Raw genomic sequence first — 21,388 nt, 5'->3', positions numbered from 1 at the left:
CACCCTTTCTCAGATTGCTCTATTGAATATGCGATTCAGGAGCGGCTTATCAGATTCGTGAAAATAATCGTTCCGTTCTAAAATCGACCGATCATAATGGGCAAATATACGGCTATAATGCTGATCCTCGGCAATGCACAAGTCATACAGTGTATCAGCCGTCAGTGCGTAATAATGAGCTATTTGCCCTACATGTGTTTGATAGCAATGGTATTGCCGTTTTATCAGGATGCTCTCGCCTATCAGATCCTCAATGGCTGCCTCTTCTGGGTCAACAAGACTAAGACTAACGAAGAAGAACATTAAGTGTCCCCTTCATTCGCTCCAACAGCTTGCCAATAGCCTCCTTGTACTTAGCCCCCATCTCCGGATCAGATTTGCCCACTACATCAATGGCCGTCAAGACATTGTTAAAACTGTCATTCAGGGTCTTGAAATGAGCTTTAAAGACCGCGGTCTCTTCGCTAGTGCCTGAAGCAACTTGTTTCTTTAACGCTTCCGACTCTGTTTTTAAAGCCTCCAGCTCGGCTAGTACATCATCCGGTGTCTGATAAACAATCTCGGTTGCTGTGGTAACCTCTACAGGCTTGGCCTTTAATGCCTCTTCAAGTTGTTTTATCTTGTCCTGTGAATCAATGAGCTGCCGTTCCGACTTGCTCAGTGACTCCCGCAGCGCCTCTGCCGCTTCTTCATCTCCGCTGTCACCTGCAGCCTGTGCTTCCTCTACCTGCTTTTGAAGGCGCTGCACAATGGCCTCATGGTCATTCTGCTGGGTTTCCAGCTTCTCACGGATCTTCCGTTCCTTCTCGGCGGCTTTTTCAGCTGTAACTTTGGCTTTCTCAGCATCTTCTTTTTCCTTCACGGCTTGCTGCCGTTCTTTAATTGCAGCCTGCAGATCCCGGGTGGACATTTCCTCGACATTGGTTTCTCCAATAAATTGTTCCCGCTCCTCTCCTGGAAGCACCAGCAGTGCAATCGCTTGGGAATAGCTCAAATTCTCATACGCTTGGGATTTTGTATCTCCTCCGAAGAGACTGAGCTGATCTGAACCATATTCTTCAAACACCCGCATTAGGTTGTTAGCTGTTGACTGCGAATAGTCCACATTATCCTTCAACCAGATCGCAAACTCTCCATGTTGAATCATGCCTTTTGCCTCAACCAATCTACGGCCAATCTCGATACTGGCAGATAAGAAAATGCGCTTCGTCTGATCCTTAATGCTGTTGATCTCAATGGCAATGACTTCTGTGGTTCGCAATGATACCTGGTTCATACTGCTACCCCCTGCGGTTTATTGGATTTTTTAATTGGGCTGGCCGGACGCTTTTTCAATCTCCGTTCCTCAAACATCTCGACGAATTCTTTCACTTCGTCTGTCATGATGCAGTTCTTAAACCCCCTGCATTGCATGACAGCCCCTTTCTGTACTTCCATTGTGTAGAATGGTTTGTCCGGTTGGTGCTTCTGCCGGATGAAGTATATGTCACATACACCATTGGCGTAATTCTTTGCATACCCGCCTACGCAATGGCTAAGCGTCTTGCCTTCACTCACAAGCTGATCAGCCGAAGGAGCCGGGAACAATATAAGGTCTTTATATTGAAACCGCATAGGCTTCAGACTTCTGAACCGAGTACGGATGTTCTCCCGGACTACCGCATCAGACACAGCTTTGATTCGTTGCATCGTGAATTCATGCATTCGACCTAGATCATTCGGCATTACGACTCCATTGCGATTTAAATCAAGTCCCAGTTCCCTGCATTCCCTTAAATAATCGCGATAGTCGAGAATCACCGAAGACCTCCATTCATAGCGGAAGCGATTATTGCGAATCTGTTTGATAAAGTATCGCTTCATTTCTGCAACAGTAAATCTGTTATCTAGGCTGGTTAAAATCCCCGCTAACTCTGCCCTGCGAAGTGGGTCAACCAAACTAGCAAGATCACGGGCTTCCGTAAACGAAAGGTTTGACCCATCTTTACGGCAAATCTGATAATGACGCAGGGCCTGCAGTCCGATCGCTCCGGTTTTTTTTATCTCGTTCATTTCCCGCTTATTCAACCTCAGCACCTTTTGAGGAGTGGTTCCATTCCAGTTAATTGCCCCAAAAGTCTGGCCGCCTTCAAGTTTAGTTCTCACAAAGTGACCTAACCCGAATTTTGTAAGGAACTCTATGCAGGAGTACCGTGCAGCCAAATCAAAGATTTCCACATAGTCATGCATAGGATATTGATCCCAAGTACAATACTGGAACGGCGTTCCCTTAACCACCTTCTTGATGTCCTTCTGCTGCATATGGTAGCTAGGGGTGTAGCTCATGGATTTGGTCGCTTCGGTGGAAACCTTCTTCTGGTCATACCATTCGCCGCCCTTGGTCCAATGAATGCGGTGTTTCATCTTTCCACCTTCGCCCCATTTGAACAGGTAGCGGGCAATATCCTTCACATATGTTTCCGTTTTGCGGTAATCCTTGGTATAGTCTCTTGTGCAGTAAAATCCTCGCGCTATCAAAATATTAGAATCAACTTGGGAGCGCTCGTACCAAAGCAGATAAGCACGATCTACCAGCGTTTTCCGACCAACTCCGGAAGCTTTCACTGTCGCAGAACATCCACAATGAGGACATTGCTCCTCTTTACCATGCTTTAAAGTCCGATCTGTTGGATGCTCCTGCCGGCAGTTCGTACAATAAGCCCACTGGCGACGGCCTTCCCGATGAGTGAACAGATAGCGGCTCCAGTCCATTACGGTATTCGTAATGTAATCAAGAAGCTTCGGGGTTGCATCATCCGGAAAATGCTCATGAAATTCATGGTCCTTCATAGTCCCGCTCCCCCTTTACAACAGATCATCCAGGGAGATATCAAATCTACCCTTGGACGGAGTGGCGGGTGTCGGAGCGGCTGCAGCTTGTATGACAGGAGCGGGACTGCCCGCGATGCCGAAATATTTTAGAACAAAGTCGAATACTTGATCGGCTGAGTACATAATGATTGCTTGGGTTTTTGTGAAAATCATGTGAAGCTCATTTTTAATAACTTCACCACTTTTATCTTTATGGGCCAACTGAGCTTTTTTTTCTGATTCCTCGGCCATTGTAGTAATTGCTTTTGCTATGGTTTTATCTTCAACCAGGATTTTTTCTGCTGCAGTTGGGTTGACCTCCAGCACCTGCAGCAAATAATTGCCGATCACTTGGACATGTGGGTGCTGGTCCAGCTCCATTTCCGCCTTGATTTTGTCAATTGCCTCTTTCATTCCTGTTACCTCCCATATCCACGGTTTTAGCGTGGTTAAATTAAGTTTTGCGCCACAACTACGGCACTCACGTAACATTGTGTGACCTATAATCAGTAGCTTGCCGGATGTAGCGCCGCAACAAAAGCAGTATCCGGGTATCTCCCGTAAAGGTATAAGTGCAGTCTCTTCGGAGCATTTTGGGCACCTGGGCGGCTTTTTCGGGTACTTTTTATCTCGCAAGGGCTCGCCCTCCCAGCCACAGGTGCAACGGTGTATACCTGGACTCCGCAACAAGTAGGTCATTGGCGCATCCCCTGGCGTCCAGCTTCTTCCTGCCGCTTTCTATCTTGATATGCCTGTGCCTCTGCCATCATTGCGGCGAATTGTTCAGGGGTTGGCGTACCCTCTATGCCATCATCATGTGCAATTTCAATAGTTTGCTTGCCGCTTCGGCCCCCGGAACCCTTATTCGATGTAGCAGTCTTTCCAGAGCGCATTTCAACAACCAACGTCGTCCATTTGTCCCGAAATGTACTTGCACTTAACACATTTTTGCGCCAAAAATCATGTTTCGGGAGCCAGTCCATGACGTCCACGATCAGCCGCTTATCGGATTGCTTGTCCAGCTCCACCAACTTGCGGAAATCGTCTGCCCAAGTCTGCAAATTGGCTTTCGGTGCCAAATCATCAATTTCCAGCACTTTGGCCAGCTCGTCCAGCTTGCCCTTGAAGTAAATCGCCATTTTCATATACGGGCTATCCGGCTCGTATACGGGCTTTTGCCGCCCTTTTGGACCCTTTTTCCCATCTTTTCCGGACTCGTCTGGCGCTGCCGATTTGTCAGCGGTGTGTTCGGGTTTCGGATTTTGTTCTTGATTTTGATCTAACTTTTGATTTTGATCTGCATGACCGTTTATCTTTAAATCTTTTTCTTTATATAGTTCTACTTCTAAATCTAATTCTTTATATACCGGGACGTTGGGGGGACGTCCCTGTTCTGTCCCGGGAATGTCCCCGGGGACAGCCCTAGAAGCTAACAACTCAGCCGTTTTTTTGGCCTTTGCTTTTTCGCGTTGTTCCGCTTTCTTTGCCGCCGCCTTTTTCCGTCCCTCAATGACTTGGCCTCCGATGTTCTGCCAGTTGACGATCTCGCGTCCTTCAAGGGTTTTTGCCACATATCCCGATTCAATGAGAGCGGACAAAAGCACATCCGGGTCGCCGGAAAAGTGAATGCCCTCGGCAATATCAATGGCCTCGTATTTGCTGATGTCTCCGTCTGGTGCCCAGTCCAATGCCCACCACCAAAAGATGTGTAGAACACCGACTGCATTTATTGTATTCAACCCCGAAAGACGGCAAAACTTGTTCGTTTGGGGGTCCCTGTCAGTGGCCTGATAGCTCTTTATCCATAACATTTAACTGTGTTCACCGCCTCCTGCTGGACATGATTCGGACAGCATCGGGACGTCACTACGTTGTCCCCGCTTTGTCTCCTACGTGTCCCCGGGGACATTATTGGGACGTCCGGGGGACGCGATACATGCCCTACTTCCAAAATCTTTTGCCCTCACCTGTTGTGTAGTAAATGTATAGCTCCGCTTGTTTCGCTGCTTTCCAGTCGTGCCCCTCTGTCGTCTTATCCGCCCAGTAGTGGCAAGTCCCTTCCACATTAGAGGGTGCACAGAGAACAACGATATTCCAGGGCGCTCTGCCCGTACCCCGCTGAGAAGCATTGAGCATGTGGCATCGTTCAAAACGATACGTGGGAACGCTGCATCCACAACGTTCACAACATGTGTATCCAGCCTCACTGGCACGGCGGTAGACTTCTTTGTCCACCTTGGCTGTGATGGCTGTCTCCTGAGCTTGTGTCCGGTTACCGCGCTTATGCTTGGGTTTGCCCACCGGATGGAATCCAAAGCTAACCAATTGCCCCACCTCCTGCTATATGTGTTTCAATTCGAACCCGCATTCGTAATTCATAGATTTTCTCTTTGACTGAATCCAGCTCATTGCGCCAGATCATTTTGCGCTCATACGCATCATCTTCCAGTTCACGAAGCTTCATAATCGCTTCTTCCGCCGCGAGTGTCTTATCACCCCGTGGAGCTTCCTTCTTAGCCTTTACGTAGGTGTTTTTCCGCAAGGTGTATAACCTCGCATAGTCTCCGTCCATCTGGGCAGATACACGACCCATGTACATATGCACGGTAGTTAGCAGCGTTATCTTTTCAACAAGCAAACCAGGGCTGTCCTCACCAAGAGCATCCGCTTGTGTGCGCTGCTTCTGAATCTCCGCGATGTAATACTGCAGTTGGTCGTCCGTCATGGCTTCGCCTTCTTCTTTGGCAGTTCCACATATATTGAAGCCTTGTCCACTACTGCAAGCGCACTCTTTGCCTTGGCAATCTTAAAATTGATAGCCGTAGACGGAAGTCTATGCGTCAAGAGATACACAGATTGGTCTAGGTATAGCTTGCGAAGATTCTGGCGCAGTTCTGTGCGTCTTGCGGATTTCGCTCTCTTTGCCACAGTTGCTGTCACCTCCAGTCCGTGGTAAACTGGTCTTAACAATTATTTTCCAATGTGACGGCCGTCCAGGGTAGGATCTGGATGGCCGTTTTTCGTATGCCTGCAGCAACAAATCCCGGTAGAGACTGTACTGCTTTTGGGCGTTATCATATGCCTTTGTTAATCCTTCAGCCTCTGCTTGATCACGGAGAACTAAGAACAAGCCGCAGACATTGCGCAAGATGTTGACTGTCATTTTCAATGTTTTCATCCTCCTTTGCATGATTAGTGGCCAGCAGTTCGTCCATCCGGCAGCTGCCTTCATTTGTGAAAATCACAATCGCTTGGGAATCTCCGAATTCATCCGTGCCTTCCAACCAAATCCCGTATTGATTTTCCTTATAAACAATGGATAAAGTCTGTTCGGCTGTAATGCCTGTCGTCTGATCTTTTGCTGTAATTGTAATTTGATTGGCTTGTATGGTTGGGTATTGGGTATTAGGGATAATTGATAAGGTCAAGAAACTCCCTCCTTATTGCTTTTTTCCAGACTTGCAGCCCATCCATCTAAGGAGATTTGTCGGAAGAAAATTTGCCCACGTTGCCTGAAATATGGAACCTCATCGGTTTTGACCATTTTGCGCAGGGTGGAATCTGATATTTTGAGATACTGGCAAGCGTCTGACATATCGAAGATGTTCGCTCTCAATTGACGCTGTATCTCTGGCTGCAACTCTGCCAATACTTCTTCACGAAGATTTAGCTTTATATCTTCTCTAATGGCAGTTATTAAATCCACTGTATTCATTCGCTTTCATCCTTTCCGCGTAACAACTCATCAACCGTTACGCCCAATGCATCAGCCAATTTGATAAGAGTTTCAGCGTATGGACCTTGTCTTTTTTTTCCTATGTTATACAATGCAGATACAGCAACGTTGCTCTCTTTTGCTAGACGATAGATTGTCCAGTTCTTTTTATTAATAAGCCTCTGCATGTTTTCTTCAATTCTCAACCCCATATTTACCACCTCCTGAAACGATATTATAACTCTTTAGTGTTATAATCAAATGCCATTATAACTCAAAAGTATTATAAAACTTCCCTTTTTCTTTCTTTTGCTTTTATATGCTTGACATACCTCTCTTTTGTGTTTTACTATTACTCTATTGAGTTATATCTTAATAGAGTAATAGTTGGGGGTTTTGAATTTGGGCATTGCCGAAAAGCTTCAGGGATTAATGGATTCTTATGGGGTTAGTACATATAAATTAGCTAAGGAAACCGGCGTATCATATACCGGTCTTACTAAGATTCTTTCTGGACAAACACAGAATCCCCAAATAGATTCCCTCAAAATGATTGCTGATTTTTTTGGTAAAAAAATTGATTATTTTACTAGTGAAGAAAATGAAGATACACACAATCCTTCTAAAGTATTTGATTTCGACATGACAACAGTGGAGATGGTACAAATTCCAATATACGGAGAGGTCAAAGCAGGATACAACAGCTTGGCACAAGAGGATATTGTTGGTTATGAGGTAGTTGCGAAAAACTCAGTTTCGGACGGGGAGTATTTTTTTCTAATCGTCAAAGGTGATAGCATGATCGAAGAAGGTATAGGCGAGGGCATGCGGGTACTGGTTAAAAAACAGAGGCATTGTCAGCATGGGAAGATCGGGGTTGTCATTGTTAACGATGATGAGGGAACACTGAAGAGAGTCTTTTATGAGGGGGATAACATAATCCTCCAGGCAGCAAATAAAAACATCCCTCCGAGGGTTTTCCCTATTGATGAAGTTATGATCCAAGGGCAGGTTACAAAGGTGGAATTCGATGTATAGACTCAGCGTAATTTATAGATACGGCGAGGGAGTCGAGATACCTAAATGGCTTATTGTTAAGCCCGAGAATGGTTTCGATTGGAACAAAGAAACTGCCTACATATCCCTTAATCAGCCTTTCGAACGAACGTCACAAGAAGAAATTAATGATGATACACTCGGGATTTCTATATTAAATACTGAATTGATGATTAATACGGAACTGCCGGAATATATCGGAATACATTTTCCATATGTAAAAAAGAGAATGAACAAACTACGCGGGGAACCGTTGACTCCGAACTTCAAGCTTTCGGAAATTGAGCAGTTTGTCATTCAAATGTCCGATTTACAAATAATAATGCAAACCAGATCCTTAGATATTTTATCTTGCAATTGGATTAATTTTTAATTATCCATAGTAGGCTATTTTTTTGGTCACAAAACAGAACATGTGTTCCTGAAAGGAGGTGATAAATACATTGTATTACAAAAGTGAAACGAAAAGTCGTTATAGCATATGTGAGGATGGTGAAATAGGATGCCCTGGACAGAACATCTAGGAGGGAACAAGTACAAACTGGTGGCGCGCGACCCGTCAAAGGTCAACCGCCCCAAAAAATCTACAGTAGTTGTGATTCCAGCAGAAATCGTCCGATCACACACGAAAGCAGAGCGCTGGCTCACGCTGGAGTTGGCGAAATGGACGGATACTGTGGAATCAGGTCTTCTCCCTGGTAAGGGGAAAGATAGTAAGCTGACCTTCAGAGATTTTGTGCCTAAATGGAAAAAGGGGTATGCCGATCAAAACATGGGTGGATATACGGTAAAAAACACAATGGCTATCGTTGAGACCCGTCTTATGGACGCCTTTGGGGATACTCGCCTGGACAAGATCACGACGCTTCACCTGGTTACCTACTTTGCGGAGTTGACTAATCAAAAAAATGGAGAGCCGCTTGCAACTAACACAAAGCTCAATATCTATAAAGCAGCCAAATCTATCTTTGATGCAGCGGCAGACTGGGGGGTTATATCCTTCAACCCTATAGACGGGGTAAAGCGGCCCGGTCAAAGCAAGCGGGAACGCAAACAGATCCGTAGCCGGAAGAAGCACTATTCCTGGGCTGAGGTTGAGCAGCTCCTGATTGCCCTCTACAAGCTCCCTGTCAATTGGCGGCTATACTTTACAGGTTGTATGCTTGGCGGCTTCAGGCGTGGTGAACTGCTGGCGGTGGAGTGGAAAGATGTGTCTCACGACCGACGAGCGATCTGGATCGACAAGCAGATTACCCTAGATGAGGACGGCAATACAATCGTAGGTGAAGTAAAAACAGAGTCCAGCGAGGGCTGGGTGGGAATGCCCGCGTGGTACATGGAGGAATTAAAGCGATTGGAGCGAATCTGGCGTAAGGAGAAGCTACAGTGCAAGAAGTGGAAGGGTGCAGACAAGCAATATTTGTTCCATGGTGGGAACGGTCTTCCCTACTACCCAACAACCCCTACATTGACATGGCGGCGCTTCCTGCAAAAGCATGAGCTTCAGCACGTCAAGTTGCACGGCCTCCGGCACACTGCCGGTATGCTACTACGGGAATCCGGTTCCGATCTTAAGACAATCCAGGAACGGCTCCGTCATGCTAAGTTGGATATGAGCGCGGAATATACTCATGAGTCCGATATTATTAACCGGGAGGTAGTCGATAAACTTGAAAGTCTTAATCCAAAAAACATCAAAATTGCCCCATCGATTGCCCCATGAGCAAAAAGTAGTCAACGGTTTGTCGAAAAATGCGCAAAGAAAAAACCCTTGTGGCGCAAGGGCTTAGGTAAAAATTTCGGACAAAGCGGGTGATGGGAATCGAACCCACGCTATCAGCTTGGAAGGCTGAAGTTCTACCATTGAACTACACCCGCAACTCAAAGTGAAGACAAAAAATATTGTAGCACCACTGGGTATAAAATGCAACTTTTTGCGCTCAGGAAGGCATGCCTAGTAAAGGTTGTTTCAGAAAAAATATTTCAAATTCTTCAGCTCTTATCGGCTTACTAAATAGAAATCCTTGAGCATCGTGGCAGTGCTGCTGCCGCAAGAACTGCAACTGCTCCTTGTTCTCAACGCCTTCGGCCGTGACCTTCAGTTTGAGGTGATGCGCCATCGAAGTTATGGTAGACACAATCGCTGCATTATTAGTGTCATTCATCACGTCTGAGACGAAGGAACGATCAATTTTCAGCCGATCAATCGGCATATTCTTTAAATAATGCAGGGAGCTATAGCCCGTGCCGAAATCATCTATACTTATAAATACACCAAGCTCTTTTAGTCGTTTCAGCTGTTCAAAGGCTGTCTCTTTATCCAATGTCATACTTTCCGTAATTTCCAGATCGACATAACAAGGATCTAAGCCAATGTCTTTCAGAATCATTCCAATCTTACCAGCCAGATTCGGCTGCAGAAACTGGCGCATCGACAGGTTGATAGAGATGCACAACGGTCGATATCCTGCTAACTGCCATAGTTTATTTTGTAGGCAAGCTGTTTTCAGAACCCACTCCCCAATGGGGACAATTAGCCCGCTCTCCTCGGCGATTGGAATGAAATCCACTGGCGAGATGAGACCACTCTTGGGATGATTCCAGCGCAGCAATGCCTCCATCCCTACAATTTCTTCCGTCTCCAGATTCACCTGCGGTTGATAGACTAGATAGAACTCCTTGCGTTCAAGTGCCCGCCGCAAGTCATTTTCCAGCTTCAGTCTTTCCTTCGCTTTCATCTGCATAGCTGGCATATAGCGACGAATTTCAACACCCTGATCTTTAGCATTATGAACAGCAGTATCCGCATTCTGAATGAGCTGTTCAGCAGTATCCCCGTCCTCTGGGTAGATGCTCATGCCCAAACTTAGTGAAATGTGATATTCTCCTGATTCCAGACCAACGGGTATTTCGAACAGCTGCAACAGCTCTGAAGCCCGTATCATGCAACCCTCAAGACTGGCTCTCTCCAGCATCAGGAAGGCAAATTCATCCGCTCCCATACTAAACAACTCTTCATTATCTCTGGCCTCAATAGCGATCCGCTGTGATACCTTTTGCAACAAATGATCCCCGGCATAATGTCCGAGAGAATCATTAATATTCTTAAAATGATTGATGTTCATAATGACCAGCGCTGAGAAGCCTTGGTTACTATCTTTCTCTCCAACCGCAGTCATAATCATTTCTTCTACACGGTGCATCAGGTTGCGTCTGTTCGGCAGTCCCGTTAAATCATCATGATAAGCCAAGTAATTCATCCGGTCTTCAACCTGCTGCTTCTCATGAAAAGGTTCTTCGATCGTCAATCGGTATACTCCGGTAAGCAGCAAGTAATAGGCAACTCCGCTGCATACCATGCCAAAGAGCGGGTCCACATCGCCAACGCTCAAAGGGTTCATAAAGAAAGCTTGGCCCAGAGCGAAAAAGATAAGTGAACGGATAATAATCAACATCGAGGCTGACTTTTCAACTTTGCCTGGATAAACTATGACTGCAACACCTATCAGATAAATAAAGAGCACTGCCATATCAACCAGCCGCTTCAAAGAATCCATCCACTCTTGGCTAAGCAGTTGCGGAATAATCGAGTGGCCGAATAGGAATATAACCAAAGAGACCACAATCAATAGCAGGGCAATTCTAAATACCTTTCCCTTTTCAGAGATAGATACCGGCTTGTCCACTCTACTAAAAATAAACAGAATACCTAGTCCACTAGAGAGACGTGAGAGCGCAAGCAGCCAAAGCGATTCCTCCGGGCTGACAAATGAAGATATCCATGGAATTCCTACAAAACTGAGCGTATGCAAGAAATCAAATATACATACCCCTAAAAAAAGCGCTGAGGCATATAACCTTGCTCTGGATAACCGATCGGAGAAAAATAGCCAACCTTGCGCAAAAATTGCAAAACCAAACGCAATATTGCAGCATCCGGCAATGAGGTATAATGCTGAAATCAGATCCCAGTCATCAATTCGTTCTAGTGGTGTATGGAAAATCTGAATTAGAAGGAACAATATAGCCCCTAGAATAGCCGTTCGAATTGTTCTTTTCTCTTCTTGTCTCATAAGTCCCTCGCGTCTGAAAATGATATCTATCATAATATTGGATATATTTATGTCCTATGTATAAATATCGGCTGAATGGGTCACTAAAGTTACAGTTTTCCCCTACAATATAAAAGAAAGCACTGCTCCATTAATCAGAGATCAGTGCTTCTGAAAAAAAACTATTTATTCTCGCCAAAAGTAACCTCGGGCGTTGTAAGCAAATCATAGAAATCAACAGCTTTATCCTTATCTTCCGATGAACGGAGGGCCATAGCAGAACGTGGATGCTCATCCAGCGTACCTGTGATCATATAAGGAATGATATAGCCCCACTCTTCCTTCTCCCGCAAAGGGGTCATTAGGCGTTCAACGACATCCAGCACAGGACGAAGGTTGTATTGTGTGTTTTTCAGATGTGTAACAAGCAGTTCAGTAGGACAATTCCCAGCCGCACGCCCCATGCCATAACAGGAAGCATCCAATAATTCCACACCTTTCTCGGCAGCAATAAGTGTATTGGAGAAAGCCAATTGCAAATTGTTATGGGTATGTACTCCCAGGCGTTTGTTAGGTAAATGCGTTTTGAACTTTTCAACCAGATAAGTGATATCGTTATGATCCAAGCTACCATAAGAATCTACTATATATACAACATCAACAACACTCTCGCGGATCTGTTCGAAGGCTTCTAGTAGTTCGTTATCCATTACATTCGACAGTGCCATAATATTGATGGTCGTCTCATAACCTAAATCATGAAAGGTTTGCACAAGCTGCAGAGCTTTGTCCACGTCCTTGCTGTAGCAGGCTACACGAATCAAATCCAGCATACTTTCACTCCGTGGTAGAATATCAGCCTCATCCACGCGGCCGATATCCACCAAAGCGGAAAGCTTAGTATGGCCTTTTTGCGGAATTACTTTGCGCAGGAAATCATCGTTAAGGAATCGCCAAGGTCCGGCACCTTCAGCGCCTTTAAGCAGCTTCGGTGAATTCTTATAACCAATTTCCATATAATCAACACGAGCTTCATTTAAACCAGCATACAAATTTTGTACAAACTCGACGCTGAAATCCCAGTTGTTCACTAGACCTCCATCACGGATGGTGCAGTCAACAATTTTGCTCTGATTCGTCTTCACAATTTGTTCTCCCTTCAACTGTAAGCAATCATAATTCCCTTGATCTTAAGCTTTACTATGCAATTATTATCGCTTAATCATACTTTAAGGATGAATACAATGTAAAGAATAATCGATGCATTCTCTATAACCGTTTCCAGTGTAACGCCGCAATGACAAATATCACTGCCATTATTCAATTGTCATGCTACAGTACAAGAAAACAATTGAGATTGATTATCAGTCTCTTGTCGGAGGGATAAAAATGGCTTCTACTTCCTGCTCGTTGCTGCGTTTACAGCCGGGTTCTACTGGTTCCATCCATAGAATTGAAGGAATGAACCCCATCTTACAACGCCGACTGGCTGATCTCGGAGTGGCGGAAGGCGTTATCATCCGCCTTAAAGGAAAGGGACCTTTTCTCGGACCTATTACGCTGGAATGTAACGGCCAATTGTTCGCCATCCGCCGGAAGGAAGCTTCCATGATTGAGGTGAATGTATCTTGAGTTCTATAGCACTGGTAGGTAACCCGAACACAGGTAAGACTTCTCTTTTTAATACGTTAACCTCATCCTACGAATATGTAGGGAACTGGGCTGGTGTAACCGTCGAGAAGAAGGTCGGTAGCCTAAAGAACGGGGCTGGCAAGCTGATCGATTTGCCAGGTATCTACTCCCTTCACCCATTATCACGCGATGAGGGCGTTGCTGCTCAATATCTGATTGAAGAATCACCCGAAGCACTCATCAATATCGTGGATGCGTCACAGTTGGAACGAAACCTGCTGCTCACGCTTCAATTATTGGAATATGGCAAACCGACTCTATTGGGGCTGAATATGATCGACGTCGCCAAAGCGCGCGGAATTCATGTCAATGCCGAAATCCTGCAGGCACATCTTGGCATTACCGTCCTCCCGCTTGTAGCAAGAACCGGCAAAGGCACTGGACAAGTACTTAGCATTCTGGAGAAATCCTCAGCTATTCCGCCTGTAACTTTCAAATTATTTTATGGTGAAGTTGTTGAAGAGGCCATCTCCTCTATTATAAAAGAATTGCAGCATACCCCGGGTTTACCTACTCTCCGATGGGTTGCTCTTCAGCTGTTGGAGCAGAATCCGGTCATTCTCCAGTTTCTAAAGACACGTGTGGATACCTCTCGATTACTGACCATCTGTGCTGCCTGTCAGAGCGAATTGCAAATCAAAAAGCTTGCATTAACGCTTCCCCAATGGATTCGTTCAACCCGCATGGATTATATCCGTTCTTTATGCGATGCAGCACTTGATACTACAGCTCAGAAACCACATAACCTGACTGAAAGACTGGATTCCCTGCTGACTCACCGCTTTTTGGGATTGCCTCTGTTCATCGTCTTTATGTATGCGCTGTTCAAGACAACCTTCGACTGGGTAGGTGGACCTTTATCGGACCTTGTGGATGGATTAATATCCGGCCCCATCAGTGACGGAACCGTTTCTATGCTTCAGTACCTTGGGGCCTCTAACTTTACACACGCCTTGATTGTGGATGGCATTATCGGTGGTGTTGGCGGCGTACTGGTTTTTGTTCCCCAAATCTTCATTTTGTTCCTGATTATCTCCTTTCTTGAGGATTCCGGTTATATGGCGCGGGTCTGCCTGCTGATGGATAGTACCATGGAACGAATGGGACTTAACGGAAAAGCGTTCATTCCTTTCATTATTGGTTTCGGCTGCAACGTACCGGCAATTATGGCTGCACGCAGTATTGAACAGCCCAAGGATCGGATGCTTACTACACTCCTTATGCCGTTGATGTCTTGTTCTGCACGATTGCCCGTCTACCTGTTGTTCGCAGCAGTATTCTTTCCGGAACGGCAAGCAACAGCAGTATTATCCATGTATGTAATGGGAATTGTATTCGCACTGATCTTATGTAAAGTATTCTCCAAATATTTGTTCAAAAATGAATCCTCCATCTTCATTATTGAGCTGCCTCCTTATCGCTTGCCGCAAATTAAGACACTTTCGCGCAGCACCTGGGAAAAAGGCAAAGGGTTCCTGCGCAAAGCCGGAACGATTATTCTTGCAGGTTCCGTAATTATTTGGCTGATGTCCTATGCTGGGCCTGGTGGATTTGATGTAGCCATGGATAATAGCTTTCTGGCCAAATTCGGCGGTATGATTGCACCGTTGCTAGAGCCGCTTGGATTTGGAACATGGCAGGCAGGTTCCACACTGGTTCCCGGATTTTTAGCTAAAGAAGTTGTAGTCTCAACCATGAATATCATCTATCATGCACCGGATTCTGCAGGACTTGAGAGTCAGATTTCACAAGTCTTCACACCCCTAAGTTCCATCAGCTTCATGGCCTTTATTCTGCTTTATATTCCTTGTCTGGCAACTGTAGGGGTCATTAAGAAGGAAACTGCATCCTGGAAATGGACTTTTTTCTCCATGGGTTACTCCGTTGTTCTGGCGTATAGCGTGTCTCTGATTATTTTTCAAGGCGGTAAATTATTGGGATGGTCGTAATGCTTTCGTCATCTTTTCGAATATATTCTTGAAGAAAGCGGGTTACAACAATGATAAATGTTCTGATTATAGCACTTGTCTTCGGATATTCAGGTTGGATGATCTATCGCCATGTTCAGAAGGGGAAAGAGGGCGCTTGTGCAGGCTGTGACAAAGGGAAGACTTGCTCGGCAGCATCTCTTGATTCTCCCTTTTCCTGCAGTGGAAAAGCTGCAGACAGCAAACATTAAGTTATATATCCAACCATTAATTAAAAACAGCACCAAAGCTCACCTGTATCAGGAGCTTGGTGCTGTTTTTGTGATGCAAGAATATTATTCCTCTTCGTTTTGGCCTAGCAGCCATTCTAGCAGGGTACGAACCATAACACCGGTAGCACCCTTGGGATTAACTCCACGCTCTTTAGACAGGAAGGCCGTTCCGGCAATATCCAGGTGAATCCACGGCAGCCCTTCAGCGAACTCCCCAATAAACAAGCCCGCAGTACTGGCCCCACCATATCTCCCCGCCGCATTGCGAATATCGGCAACCTCACTTTTTATCATTTCACGGAATTCTGGATACACAGGCAGCTGCCATATATTTTCCCCTGAATCTCTGGAGGCTGCCATTAATTCCTGCATAAATGCCTCGTCATTAGTTACTGCACCGGTAGCTATATCTCCAAGCGTAGTAAGCACAGCACCGGTCAGCGTCGCCAGATCAATAATCCGTTCGGCTCCCCATTCCCGTGCGTAAGTGAGCGCATCCCCTAATACAACTCGGCCTTCAGCATCTGTATTCAACACTTCTATCGTCCGCCCACTAAGCGTAGTAATAATATCGCCAGGCTTAAAGGCATTCGCTGATGGCATGTTTTCTGCAGAAGGAATAACCATAACAACATTAATTTGCGGCCGTAGTCTGCCCAGGGCTTCCATAACTCCAAGTACAGCTGCGGCACCGCCCATATCGCTAATCATTTCTTCCATACCAGGAGCTCTCTTTAATGAGATCCCACCCGTGTCAAAGGTGATCCCTTTGCCGACCAGACCTATAACATGATCCCATTGTTCTCTGCCCTGATAGCGAATAACGATCATCCGCGGCGGATTAACGCTGCCTTTGCCGACTGCCGTCAATCCCCCCATTCCTTTTTGCTCGATCTCACGCTCATCCAGCACCTCGGCTGGCATCCCATAGCGCTCTGCAACCTCTATAGCCGCCATCGCAAGATCTGAGGGAGTCAGGAGATTGCCGGGGATGTTGGTCAAGTCACGCGCTAGATTAGTCGCCTCAGCAAAGGCCTGACCGCGCTGGATGCCGTTAACCCAGTCCTCACTCTCCGCCTCATCCGTCTGCTGTTCGACATTAAAAGTGACGGAATCCAGTCCCATATAAGAGGTCTGCTCCTGCTTATAGTGTCTGCGGCGGTACGCTCCAAGTCTTAATCCTTCCGTAAGCGCATAGGCGATTGTAACTACGGCCTTCTCCTCAGTAAGAAGCGTAATCTCACCAGGTAACTGAAAGACAATTTTCTCTGCTTTCAACCTGAGTGCAGCACGAGCAATATTCGCAGCCAGTATACGCAGTTGATCAGTAGTTAGAAGCCCATCTCCACAACCGCATAGTATGATGATGGGAAAATCATATTGATTCTCCAAAGGCAGGACATAAGTCTGATTTAACTTGCCTCCAAACAGCCCTGTTTTACCCAACACAGCAATTCTATCATTCCACTGAGCAAATAAGCCCCCTTGTTCAACTTCCGATTCAGATACAATTAGGACTATAGCATCAGCTTTTATTGCTTCTAATGCTACTCCACTGCTATAATCAATCTTCAATTTTCATTACCTCCGTTTGTCGTCACACGCTAAGTTCATATTTATTGTAACATAGCTAAGGCTGATCTCCCGCAGCGGTATTACACCACAGGAATCAGCCTCTCAAAGGAATTTATTATTAAAGATATTGTTCAATCTGTTAGTGTGTAAGGGGTAGTGAAATTACAAAACGTGTGCCTTCATTAATCCTGCTGCTAACAGAAATACATCCACCATGATCCTTGATGATTCGATCACTCACAGACAGACCCAGTCCCGTCCCATTCTCCTTCGTCGTAAAAAATGGATTAAATAACCTGTCCAATGTGCAGGCATCCATTCCTTTACCATTGTCAGAAATATAAATACGAACCTCTGCGCCTTCCCTCCGCGCCCCAACCTCTATCTTCCCCATATCATTATCAGCTTTCTCCGCAATCGCTTCCATTGCATTTCTAATCATATTAAGCACTACCTGCTTCAATTGCTTTACATCTACCGATATAATCATCTCGCTCTGAAGCGGATGCAGATTAATCTGGCAACCCTTCATCAAAGCTTCGCTCTCTGTGAGCAGAACGATCTCCTTGAGCAGCGCCGAAACTGGAATCGCTCCAACCTGAGGAACAGAGGGCTTAGAAGAATTTAGAAATTCATGTATAATATCGTTCGCACGGTCAATTTCCGCTAAAATAATCTTTGCATACTCCTCTTTCCCCAATTGCTGCAGGTGTGGACGGAGTAACTGAATAAATCCCCGAATTGCAGTTAATGGATTACGGATTTCATGAGCAATGGAGGCAGATAATTTGCCCAACATAGCCAAGCTATCATTCTGGTAGGCCGTTTGCTCGATAAGCTTGTAATCAGAGATTTCTTTGACTGTAATCAAAGAATAGCCTTTCATTTGCTCGCCAGCACTCAAAGTGACCCGCCAGTAACGCCCATATTCGTCTACAAATTCATATTTGGGCTTTACCTTACAAACCAAATCCCGGTAGCCGCGCAGCAATTGCTTCTTCTTGAAGCGGCTTAACTGGATATGAGATAACAGATGAACCATAGTGCAGCCTAAAATAGAGTGACGCTGCAATTCGAGTATGGCGTACATTTGTTTATTGGCAAAACTCAAAACCCCTTCTTCATCAAAAAGCATAATTCCACTATCAAGGTTTTCCAGAACATCCTCATATGTAGAATCCATAGGACCGGAGTGAAACGTTCTTGCTGATAAAAGCAAGCTTTCCTGGTATTGACTTATCACGATACGAAGTTCCCCCTTTAACTGCATTTGACGAAGACGCTCAAGTGACATCAAATTACTATGTATTTGAGTATATGACGAAGACGCCAGAACATTCGGTAATCGCTACTATTATCCAACCGTTTCAACTATATTCCAATCATATCCAAGTGAAGAAGACAACGCAATCAGAGAAAGTGTCGAATGGCTAAAAAATAGATAAAAATGATCCCTAAGACTCATTATTTTACTGTAAAAGAGTCTTTTTATGGATCAGCCATTTTCATAGATAGAATAAAAAAACATATCCACAAAAAAGCCTTCGCAAATGCGAAGGCTTTTTTGTGGAACAATATTGTGCTGACACTGCATAGAGAATAATCAGTATCCTCCTAAGCTTTCTGTTGCAGCCGGTGACGACGCTGGCTCATCACAGCCAGTCTTTTCTTCAGTTCGCGTTCCCATTTTGTGTCCCCGATCTGCTTCGCAACTGCCAACAAATCAAGCGCCATATCAATCTGGCTTCGCACAATGGTTAACGGATCTTCACTCTCGACATTAATAACATTCTCAAAGATCGCCGTTTCGTCCTCCAAGACATAGTCTTGAAAATCTACATCCGTAACTCCGTCTCCATGAGCGTATTCTGCGAGAATCTCATATTCATTTTCGACCTTGTAATGAACCTCCACCCGGTGACATACCGGACAAAAAAGCAGGGGAACATTATGAACTTGCGTACGATAATGTTTAAGGGTTCCCTTTGTTCCTACCATACTTGCTCCACAGCAAAAGCTCATGCTTGTTCACCCTCCTTGGTTGATTCCAATGTTTTCTTATTATTGTATTACACTATGTCACTGGAGATTCCTCTCCTTGAAGCTATAGATTAACCTTTACGCCCATTTTCAAACAACAATCTCATAAACCCGGATTGTATTGTTACAAAAAGCCCCCTTGGCGGGTCAATGTTCCCGCAAGGAGGCTCTCATTAGTATCTCAAAGATCAAATCTGCGGACAAAAATTTACAAATTTTTGTCGCCTGGTTTCCAGTTCATGGCGCATAGTCCACCAGATTGTAAAGCTTGCAGAACACGAAGAGTCTCTTCTACGCTGCGGCCCACATCATTATGGTTCACCACTTGATATTTAAGTTCGCCTTCAGGATCGATAATGAACAATCCGCGCAATGCGATACCTTCTTCTTCAATTAGAATGCCATAGTCACTGGCAACCTTCTTCGTGATGTCAGAAGCCAGAGGAAAATTAATTGGGCCAAGGCCATTAGAATCCTTTGGTGTGGTGAGCCATGCCTTATGACTATGGATCGAATCGATGCTGGCACCGAGAATTTCTGTATCAAGTGCTGTGAAATCAGCTGCAGCGTCACTTAATGCTGTAATTTCGGTTGGGCATACAAAAGTGAAATCTAGTGGATAAAAGAAGAATACAAGCCATTTGCCGCGATAGTCGGACAAGCTTACTTTACCAAAATCCTTGCCGTCTCCCGATACTGTTTCCAATGTAAAGTCCGGAGCCGGTTTACCTACTAAACGTTCTGCCATTGCTTAAATCCTCCTTTGATTATGTAAGAAAAACAATCAATCGCTTTTCTTGATATTATGGTTTAGCTAATGTCTTTTTGCTATAACCAAATGTTATCATCGTACAAAATCAAAGTCAAGATTATATTCATTACTTATTTATAATTATTATAAATAAGTAATCTTTTGTGACATTTTTCTTTTTTCTGCGTTACCTTAAAGCTGTCTAAGATGGGTTACGATTACTATGCTTTGCGAATAGCCGCAACAATTAGATCGCCCATTTCTGTTGTGCTTATTGCTTTACTCTTGTCTACAGCGATATCACTTGTACGGTGGCCTGCATCCAGCACCTCTGCCACGGCAGCTTCAATCGCAGCAGCTGCATCCTCATAACCGAAGGTCATACGGAACATCAGTGCCACGGACAATATAGTTGCGATTGGATTCGCAAGACCTTGTCCTGCAATGTCAGGTGCGGAGCCATGAACCGGCTCGAAGAGACCGTAACTGCCCTCGCCCATTGATGCCGAAGCAAGCATTCCGATAGATCCTGTCAGCATGGCAGCCTCGTCGCTCAGGATATCTCCGAACATATTCTCAGTTACAATAACATCAAAGCTAGAGGGGCGACGCAATAGCTGCATTGCACAGTTGTCTACCAAGATATGCTCCACCTCTACATCCGGGTATTCAGGAGCTAGCTTATTCACAACCTCACGCCACAAACGTGAAGTTTCCAGAACGTTTGCTTTATCCACACTAGCCAGTTTCTTGCGGCGTTTGCCGGCAATTTCAAATGCCTGGCGGACGATGCGCTCCACTTCCATTACGTTATATACGCAGGTATCCACTGCTTCCTCTCCGAACTCGCCTTGACGACGCAGCTTCTCACCGAAGTAGATCCCGCCTGTCAGTTCACGCACAACCATAAGATCTGTACCTTCCAGAACTTCAGGCTTTAACGTCGAAGCATCCTTCAAGCAATCGAACACCACTGCAGGACGCAGGTTAGAGAACAGGCCAAGTGCTTTACGAATACCCAGCAGGCCTGTCTCCGGCCGCAGTTCCTTTGGATTGTTATCCCATTTAGGCCCACCAACGGCCCCAAGTAGAACTGCATCAGCACTGCGACAGATTTCTAATGTATCTTTCGGCAGCGGTGTTCCTCTCTCATCAATGGCAATTCCACCAAATAGCGCATGCTCTGTTTCAAAGACATAGCCGAATATTTCTTCGGTTACCTTCAATACTTTTTCCGCCTCAGCTACTACTTCCGGTCCGATGCCGTCTCCAGCAATTACGGCGATTTTTTTAACTTCACTCATTCAAGTCACTCCTCAAGTGTTCTGCGCTTATGCAGACATAGTTCTTCTGTATATTGTTGTATCATAACGGGGAACAAAGGACAAAGATATAGATTCTATGGAGCTGATAGTCAAAGCCTATAAGTAAGAAGTAACTGCTATTTGCCCTTGCCT

24 protein-coding genes and 1 tRNA gene are annotated in these 21,388 nt (G+C 45.2%); 6 read left to right on the top strand and 19 right to left on the bottom strand.

All coding sequences use genetic code 11. The features are described 5' to 3' along the window. Nucleotides 1–9: 9 nt before the first annotated feature. From GJB61_RS02990 to GJB61_RS02940, 11 genes are all read right to left on the bottom strand, one after another. Nucleotides 10–303: a hypothetical protein gene (locus GJB61_RS02990; RefSeq protein ID WP_154116949.1), complete on the bottom strand. Its 294-nt coding sequence runs from the start codon at nucleotides 301–303 to the stop codon at nucleotides 10–12. Next, complete coding sequence (locus tag GJB61_RS02985; protein WP_154116947.1) at nucleotides 287–1,276, bottom strand: DUF3102 domain-containing protein; 990 nt, start codon at nucleotides 1,274–1,276, stop codon at nucleotides 287–289. The genes GJB61_RS02990 and GJB61_RS02985 overlap by 17 nt, the downstream gene beginning before the upstream one ends. Further along, nucleotides 1,273–2,829, bottom strand: a complete 1,557-nt coding sequence (locus GJB61_RS02980; protein WP_154116945.1) for a PcfJ domain-containing protein — start codon at nucleotides 2,827–2,829, stop codon at nucleotides 1,273–1,275. The genes GJB61_RS02985 and GJB61_RS02980 overlap by 4 nt, the downstream gene beginning before the upstream one ends. 15 nt (nucleotides 2,830–2,844) lie before the next feature. Further along, a complete protein-coding gene (locus tag GJB61_RS02975) occupies nucleotides 2,845–3,264 on the bottom strand; it encodes a hypothetical protein (protein WP_154116943.1) in 420 nt (139 codons plus the stop codon). A gap of 281 nt (nucleotides 3,265–3,545) precedes the next feature. Next, entirely contained in the window at nucleotides 3,546–4,538 is a 993-nt protein-coding gene (locus GJB61_RS02970; protein WP_154116941.1) for a hypothetical protein, read from the bottom strand. A gap of 253 nt (nucleotides 4,539–4,791) precedes the next feature. Continuing rightward, complete coding sequence (locus GJB61_RS02965; protein ID WP_154116939.1) at nucleotides 4,792–5,175, bottom strand: hypothetical protein; 384 nt, start codon at nucleotides 5,173–5,175, stop codon at nucleotides 4,792–4,794. Continuing rightward, nucleotides 5,168–5,575 carry a hypothetical protein gene (locus GJB61_RS02960; protein ID WP_154116937.1) on the bottom strand — a complete coding sequence of 136 codons (408 nt, stop codon included), beginning with the start codon at nucleotides 5,573–5,575 and terminating at the stop codon, nucleotides 5,168–5,170. The genes GJB61_RS02965 and GJB61_RS02960 overlap by 8 nt, the downstream gene beginning before the upstream one ends. Then, entirely contained in the window at nucleotides 5,572–5,778 is a 207-nt protein-coding gene (locus tag GJB61_RS02955) for a hypothetical protein (RefSeq protein ID WP_154116936.1), read from the bottom strand. The genes GJB61_RS02960 and GJB61_RS02955 overlap by 4 nt, the downstream gene beginning before the upstream one ends. A gap of 182 nt (nucleotides 5,779–5,960) precedes the next feature. Beyond that, complete coding sequence (locus GJB61_RS02950) at nucleotides 5,961–6,278, bottom strand: hypothetical protein (RefSeq protein ID WP_154116934.1); 318 nt, start codon at nucleotides 6,276–6,278, stop codon at nucleotides 5,961–5,963. Then, nucleotides 6,275–6,565 (bottom strand): helix-turn-helix domain-containing protein, encoded by a 291-nt coding sequence (locus tag GJB61_RS02945; protein WP_154116932.1) that lies wholly within the window; start codon nucleotides 6,563–6,565, stop codon nucleotides 6,275–6,277. The genes GJB61_RS02950 and GJB61_RS02945 overlap by 4 nt, the downstream gene beginning before the upstream one ends. Next, nucleotides 6,562–6,777, bottom strand: a complete 216-nt coding sequence (locus GJB61_RS02940) for a helix-turn-helix domain-containing protein (protein WP_154116930.1) — start codon at nucleotides 6,775–6,777, stop codon at nucleotides 6,562–6,564. Before GJB61_RS02940 ends, GJB61_RS02945 begins: the two co-directional genes overlap by 4 nt. A 190-nt stretch (nucleotides 6,778–6,967) precedes the next feature. On the opposite strand from GJB61_RS02940, the gene GJB61_RS02935 reads away from it, so the two are divergent. From GJB61_RS02935 to GJB61_RS02925, 3 genes are all read left to right on the top strand, one after another. Then, a complete protein-coding gene (locus tag GJB61_RS02935) occupies nucleotides 6,968–7,603 on the top strand; it encodes a helix-turn-helix domain-containing protein (protein WP_154116928.1) in 636 nt (211 codons plus the stop codon). Next, nucleotides 7,596–7,994, top strand: coding sequence for a hypothetical protein (locus tag GJB61_RS02930; protein ID WP_154116925.1), 399 nt, complete (start codon nucleotides 7,596–7,598; stop codon nucleotides 7,992–7,994). Before GJB61_RS02935 ends, GJB61_RS02930 begins: the two co-directional genes overlap by 8 nt. A 129-nt stretch (nucleotides 7,995–8,123) precedes the next feature. Continuing rightward, a complete protein-coding gene (locus GJB61_RS02925; RefSeq protein WP_154116923.1) occupies nucleotides 8,124–9,344 on the top strand; it encodes a tyrosine-type recombinase/integrase in 1,221 nt (406 codons plus the stop codon). Nucleotides 9,345–9,428: 84 nt separating this feature from the next. Here the strand turns inward: GJB61_RS02925 and GJB61_RS02920 are convergent. The 3 genes from GJB61_RS02920 to GJB61_RS02910 all read right to left on the bottom strand — a co-directional run bounded on the left by GJB61_RS02920 (nucleotide 9,429) and on the right by GJB61_RS02910 (nucleotide 12,818). Beyond that, nucleotides 9,429–9,499 (bottom strand) — tRNA-Gly (locus tag GJB61_RS02920). A gap of 62 nt (nucleotides 9,500–9,561) precedes the next feature. Beyond that, nucleotides 9,562–11,694 (bottom strand): putative bifunctional diguanylate cyclase/phosphodiesterase, encoded by a 2,133-nt coding sequence (locus GJB61_RS02915; protein ID WP_154116921.1) that lies wholly within the window; start codon nucleotides 11,692–11,694, stop codon nucleotides 9,562–9,564. 161 nt (nucleotides 11,695–11,855) lie between these two features. Beyond that, the gene (locus tag GJB61_RS02910) at nucleotides 11,856–12,818 is read right to left on the bottom strand and encodes an aldolase catalytic domain-containing protein (protein WP_338115648.1); all 963 of its coding nucleotides are present in this window, start codon (nucleotides 12,816–12,818) and stop codon (nucleotides 11,856–11,858) included. Nucleotides 12,819–13,062: 244 nt separating this feature from the next. On the opposite strand from GJB61_RS02910, the gene GJB61_RS02905 reads away from it, so the two are divergent. Genes GJB61_RS02905 through GJB61_RS02895 form a run of 3 tightly spaced genes read left to right on the top strand, consistent with a single transcriptional unit; the run spans nucleotide 13,063 to nucleotide 15,544 of the window. Then, entirely contained in the window at nucleotides 13,063–13,305 is a 243-nt protein-coding gene (locus GJB61_RS02905; protein ID WP_229521420.1) for a FeoA family protein, read from the top strand. After that, on the top strand, nucleotides 13,302–15,314 hold the full coding sequence (feoB, locus tag GJB61_RS02900; protein WP_154116917.1) for a ferrous iron transport protein B: 2,013 nt from the start codon (nucleotides 13,302–13,304) through the stop codon (nucleotides 15,312–15,314). The genes GJB61_RS02905 and feoB overlap by 4 nt, the downstream gene beginning before the upstream one ends. 50 nt (nucleotides 15,315–15,364) lie before the next feature. Continuing rightward, nucleotides 15,365–15,544 carry a FeoB-associated Cys-rich membrane protein gene (locus GJB61_RS02895; RefSeq protein ID WP_154116915.1) on the top strand — a complete coding sequence of 60 codons (180 nt, stop codon included), beginning with the start codon at nucleotides 15,365–15,367 and terminating at the stop codon, nucleotides 15,542–15,544. An 84-nt stretch (nucleotides 15,545–15,628) separates the two neighbouring features. Here the strand turns inward: GJB61_RS02895 and GJB61_RS02890 are convergent, their stop codons facing one another. From GJB61_RS02890 to leuB, 5 genes are all read right to left on the bottom strand, one after another. Next, nucleotides 15,629–17,140: a leucyl aminopeptidase gene (locus tag GJB61_RS02890; protein ID WP_154116913.1), complete on the bottom strand. Its 1,512-nt coding sequence runs from the start codon at nucleotides 17,138–17,140 to the stop codon at nucleotides 15,629–15,631. 139 nt (nucleotides 17,141–17,279) lie between these two features. After that, nucleotides 17,280–18,383, bottom strand: a complete 1,104-nt coding sequence (locus GJB61_RS02885) for an ATP-binding protein (RefSeq protein ID WP_338115647.1) — start codon at nucleotides 18,381–18,383, stop codon at nucleotides 17,280–17,282. Nucleotides 18,384–18,754: 371 nt separating this feature from the next. After that, on the bottom strand, nucleotides 18,755–19,162 hold the full coding sequence (locus GJB61_RS02880; protein WP_154116909.1) for a hypothetical protein: 408 nt from the start codon (nucleotides 19,160–19,162) through the stop codon (nucleotides 18,755–18,757). A gap of 226 nt (nucleotides 19,163–19,388) precedes the next feature. Further along, nucleotides 19,389–19,928: a peroxiredoxin gene (locus GJB61_RS02875; RefSeq protein ID WP_154116907.1), complete on the bottom strand. Its 540-nt coding sequence runs from the start codon at nucleotides 19,926–19,928 to the stop codon at nucleotides 19,389–19,391. Between the two features lie 224 nt (nucleotides 19,929–20,152). Beyond that, complete coding sequence (gene leuB / locus GJB61_RS02870) at nucleotides 20,153–21,235, bottom strand: 3-isopropylmalate dehydrogenase (protein WP_154116905.1); 1,083 nt, start codon at nucleotides 21,233–21,235, stop codon at nucleotides 20,153–20,155. Between the last annotated feature and the right edge of the window lie 153 nt (nucleotides 21,236–21,388).

The organism is Paenibacillus monticola, assembly GCF_009664975.1.
GTDB lineage: Bacteria > Bacillota > Bacilli > Paenibacillales > Paenibacillaceae > Paenibacillus_AQ > Paenibacillus_AQ monticola.
Note: the sequence above shows the minus strand (reverse complement) of the source record. Positions and strands in the feature narration are given on the sequence as shown.

Excerpts from the sequence above, each read along its gene's own strand:
- leuB (WP_154116905.1), bottom strand. The coding sequence starts at position 21,235 with ATGAGTGAAGTTAAAAAAATCGCCGTAATTGCTGGAGACGGCATCGGA.
- GJB61_RS02990 (WP_154116949.1), bottom strand. The coding sequence starts at position 303 with ATGTTCTTCTTCGTTAGTCTTAGTCTTGTTGACCCAGAAGAGGCAGCC.
- GJB61_RS02875 (WP_154116907.1), bottom strand. The coding sequence starts at position 19,928 with ATGGCAGAACGTTTAGTAGGTAAACCGGCTCCGGACTTTACATTGGAA.
- GJB61_RS02980 (WP_154116945.1), bottom strand. The coding sequence starts at position 2,829 with ATGAAGGACCATGAATTTCATGAGCATTTTCCGGATGATGCAACCCCG.
- GJB61_RS02960 (WP_154116937.1), bottom strand. The coding sequence starts at position 5,575 with ATGACGGACGACCAACTGCAGTATTACATCGCGGAGATTCAGAAGCAG.
- GJB61_RS02940 (WP_154116930.1), bottom strand. The coding sequence starts at position 6,777 with ATGGGGTTGAGAATTGAAGAAAACATGCAGAGGCTTATTAATAAAAAG.
- GJB61_RS02930 (WP_154116925.1), top strand. The coding sequence starts at position 7,596 with ATGTATAGACTCAGCGTAATTTATAGATACGGCGAGGGAGTCGAGATA.
- GJB61_RS02915 (WP_154116921.1), bottom strand. The coding sequence starts at position 11,694 with ATGAGACAAGAAGAGAAAAGAACAATTCGAACGGCTATTCTAGGGGCT.
- GJB61_RS02880 (WP_154116909.1), bottom strand. The coding sequence starts at position 19,162 with ATGAGCTTTTGCTGTGGAGCAAGTATGGTAGGAACAAAGGGAACCCTT.
- GJB61_RS02985 (WP_154116947.1), bottom strand. The coding sequence starts at position 1,276 with ATGAACCAGGTATCATTGCGAACCACAGAAGTCATTGCCATTGAGATC.
- GJB61_RS02975 (WP_154116943.1), bottom strand. The coding sequence starts at position 3,264 with ATGAAAGAGGCAATTGACAAAATCAAGGCGGAAATGGAGCTGGACCAG.
- GJB61_RS02945 (WP_154116932.1), bottom strand. The coding sequence starts at position 6,565 with ATGAATACAGTGGATTTAATAACTGCCATTAGAGAAGATATAAAGCTA.
- GJB61_RS02925 (WP_154116923.1), top strand. The coding sequence starts at position 8,124 with ATGCCCTGGACAGAACATCTAGGAGGGAACAAGTACAAACTGGTGGCG.
- GJB61_RS02905 (WP_229521420.1), top strand. The coding sequence starts at position 13,063 with ATGGCTTCTACTTCCTGCTCGTTGCTGCGTTTACAGCCGGGTTCTACT.
- GJB61_RS02895 (WP_154116915.1), top strand. The coding sequence starts at position 15,365 with ATGATAAATGTTCTGATTATAGCACTTGTCTTCGGATATTCAGGTTGG.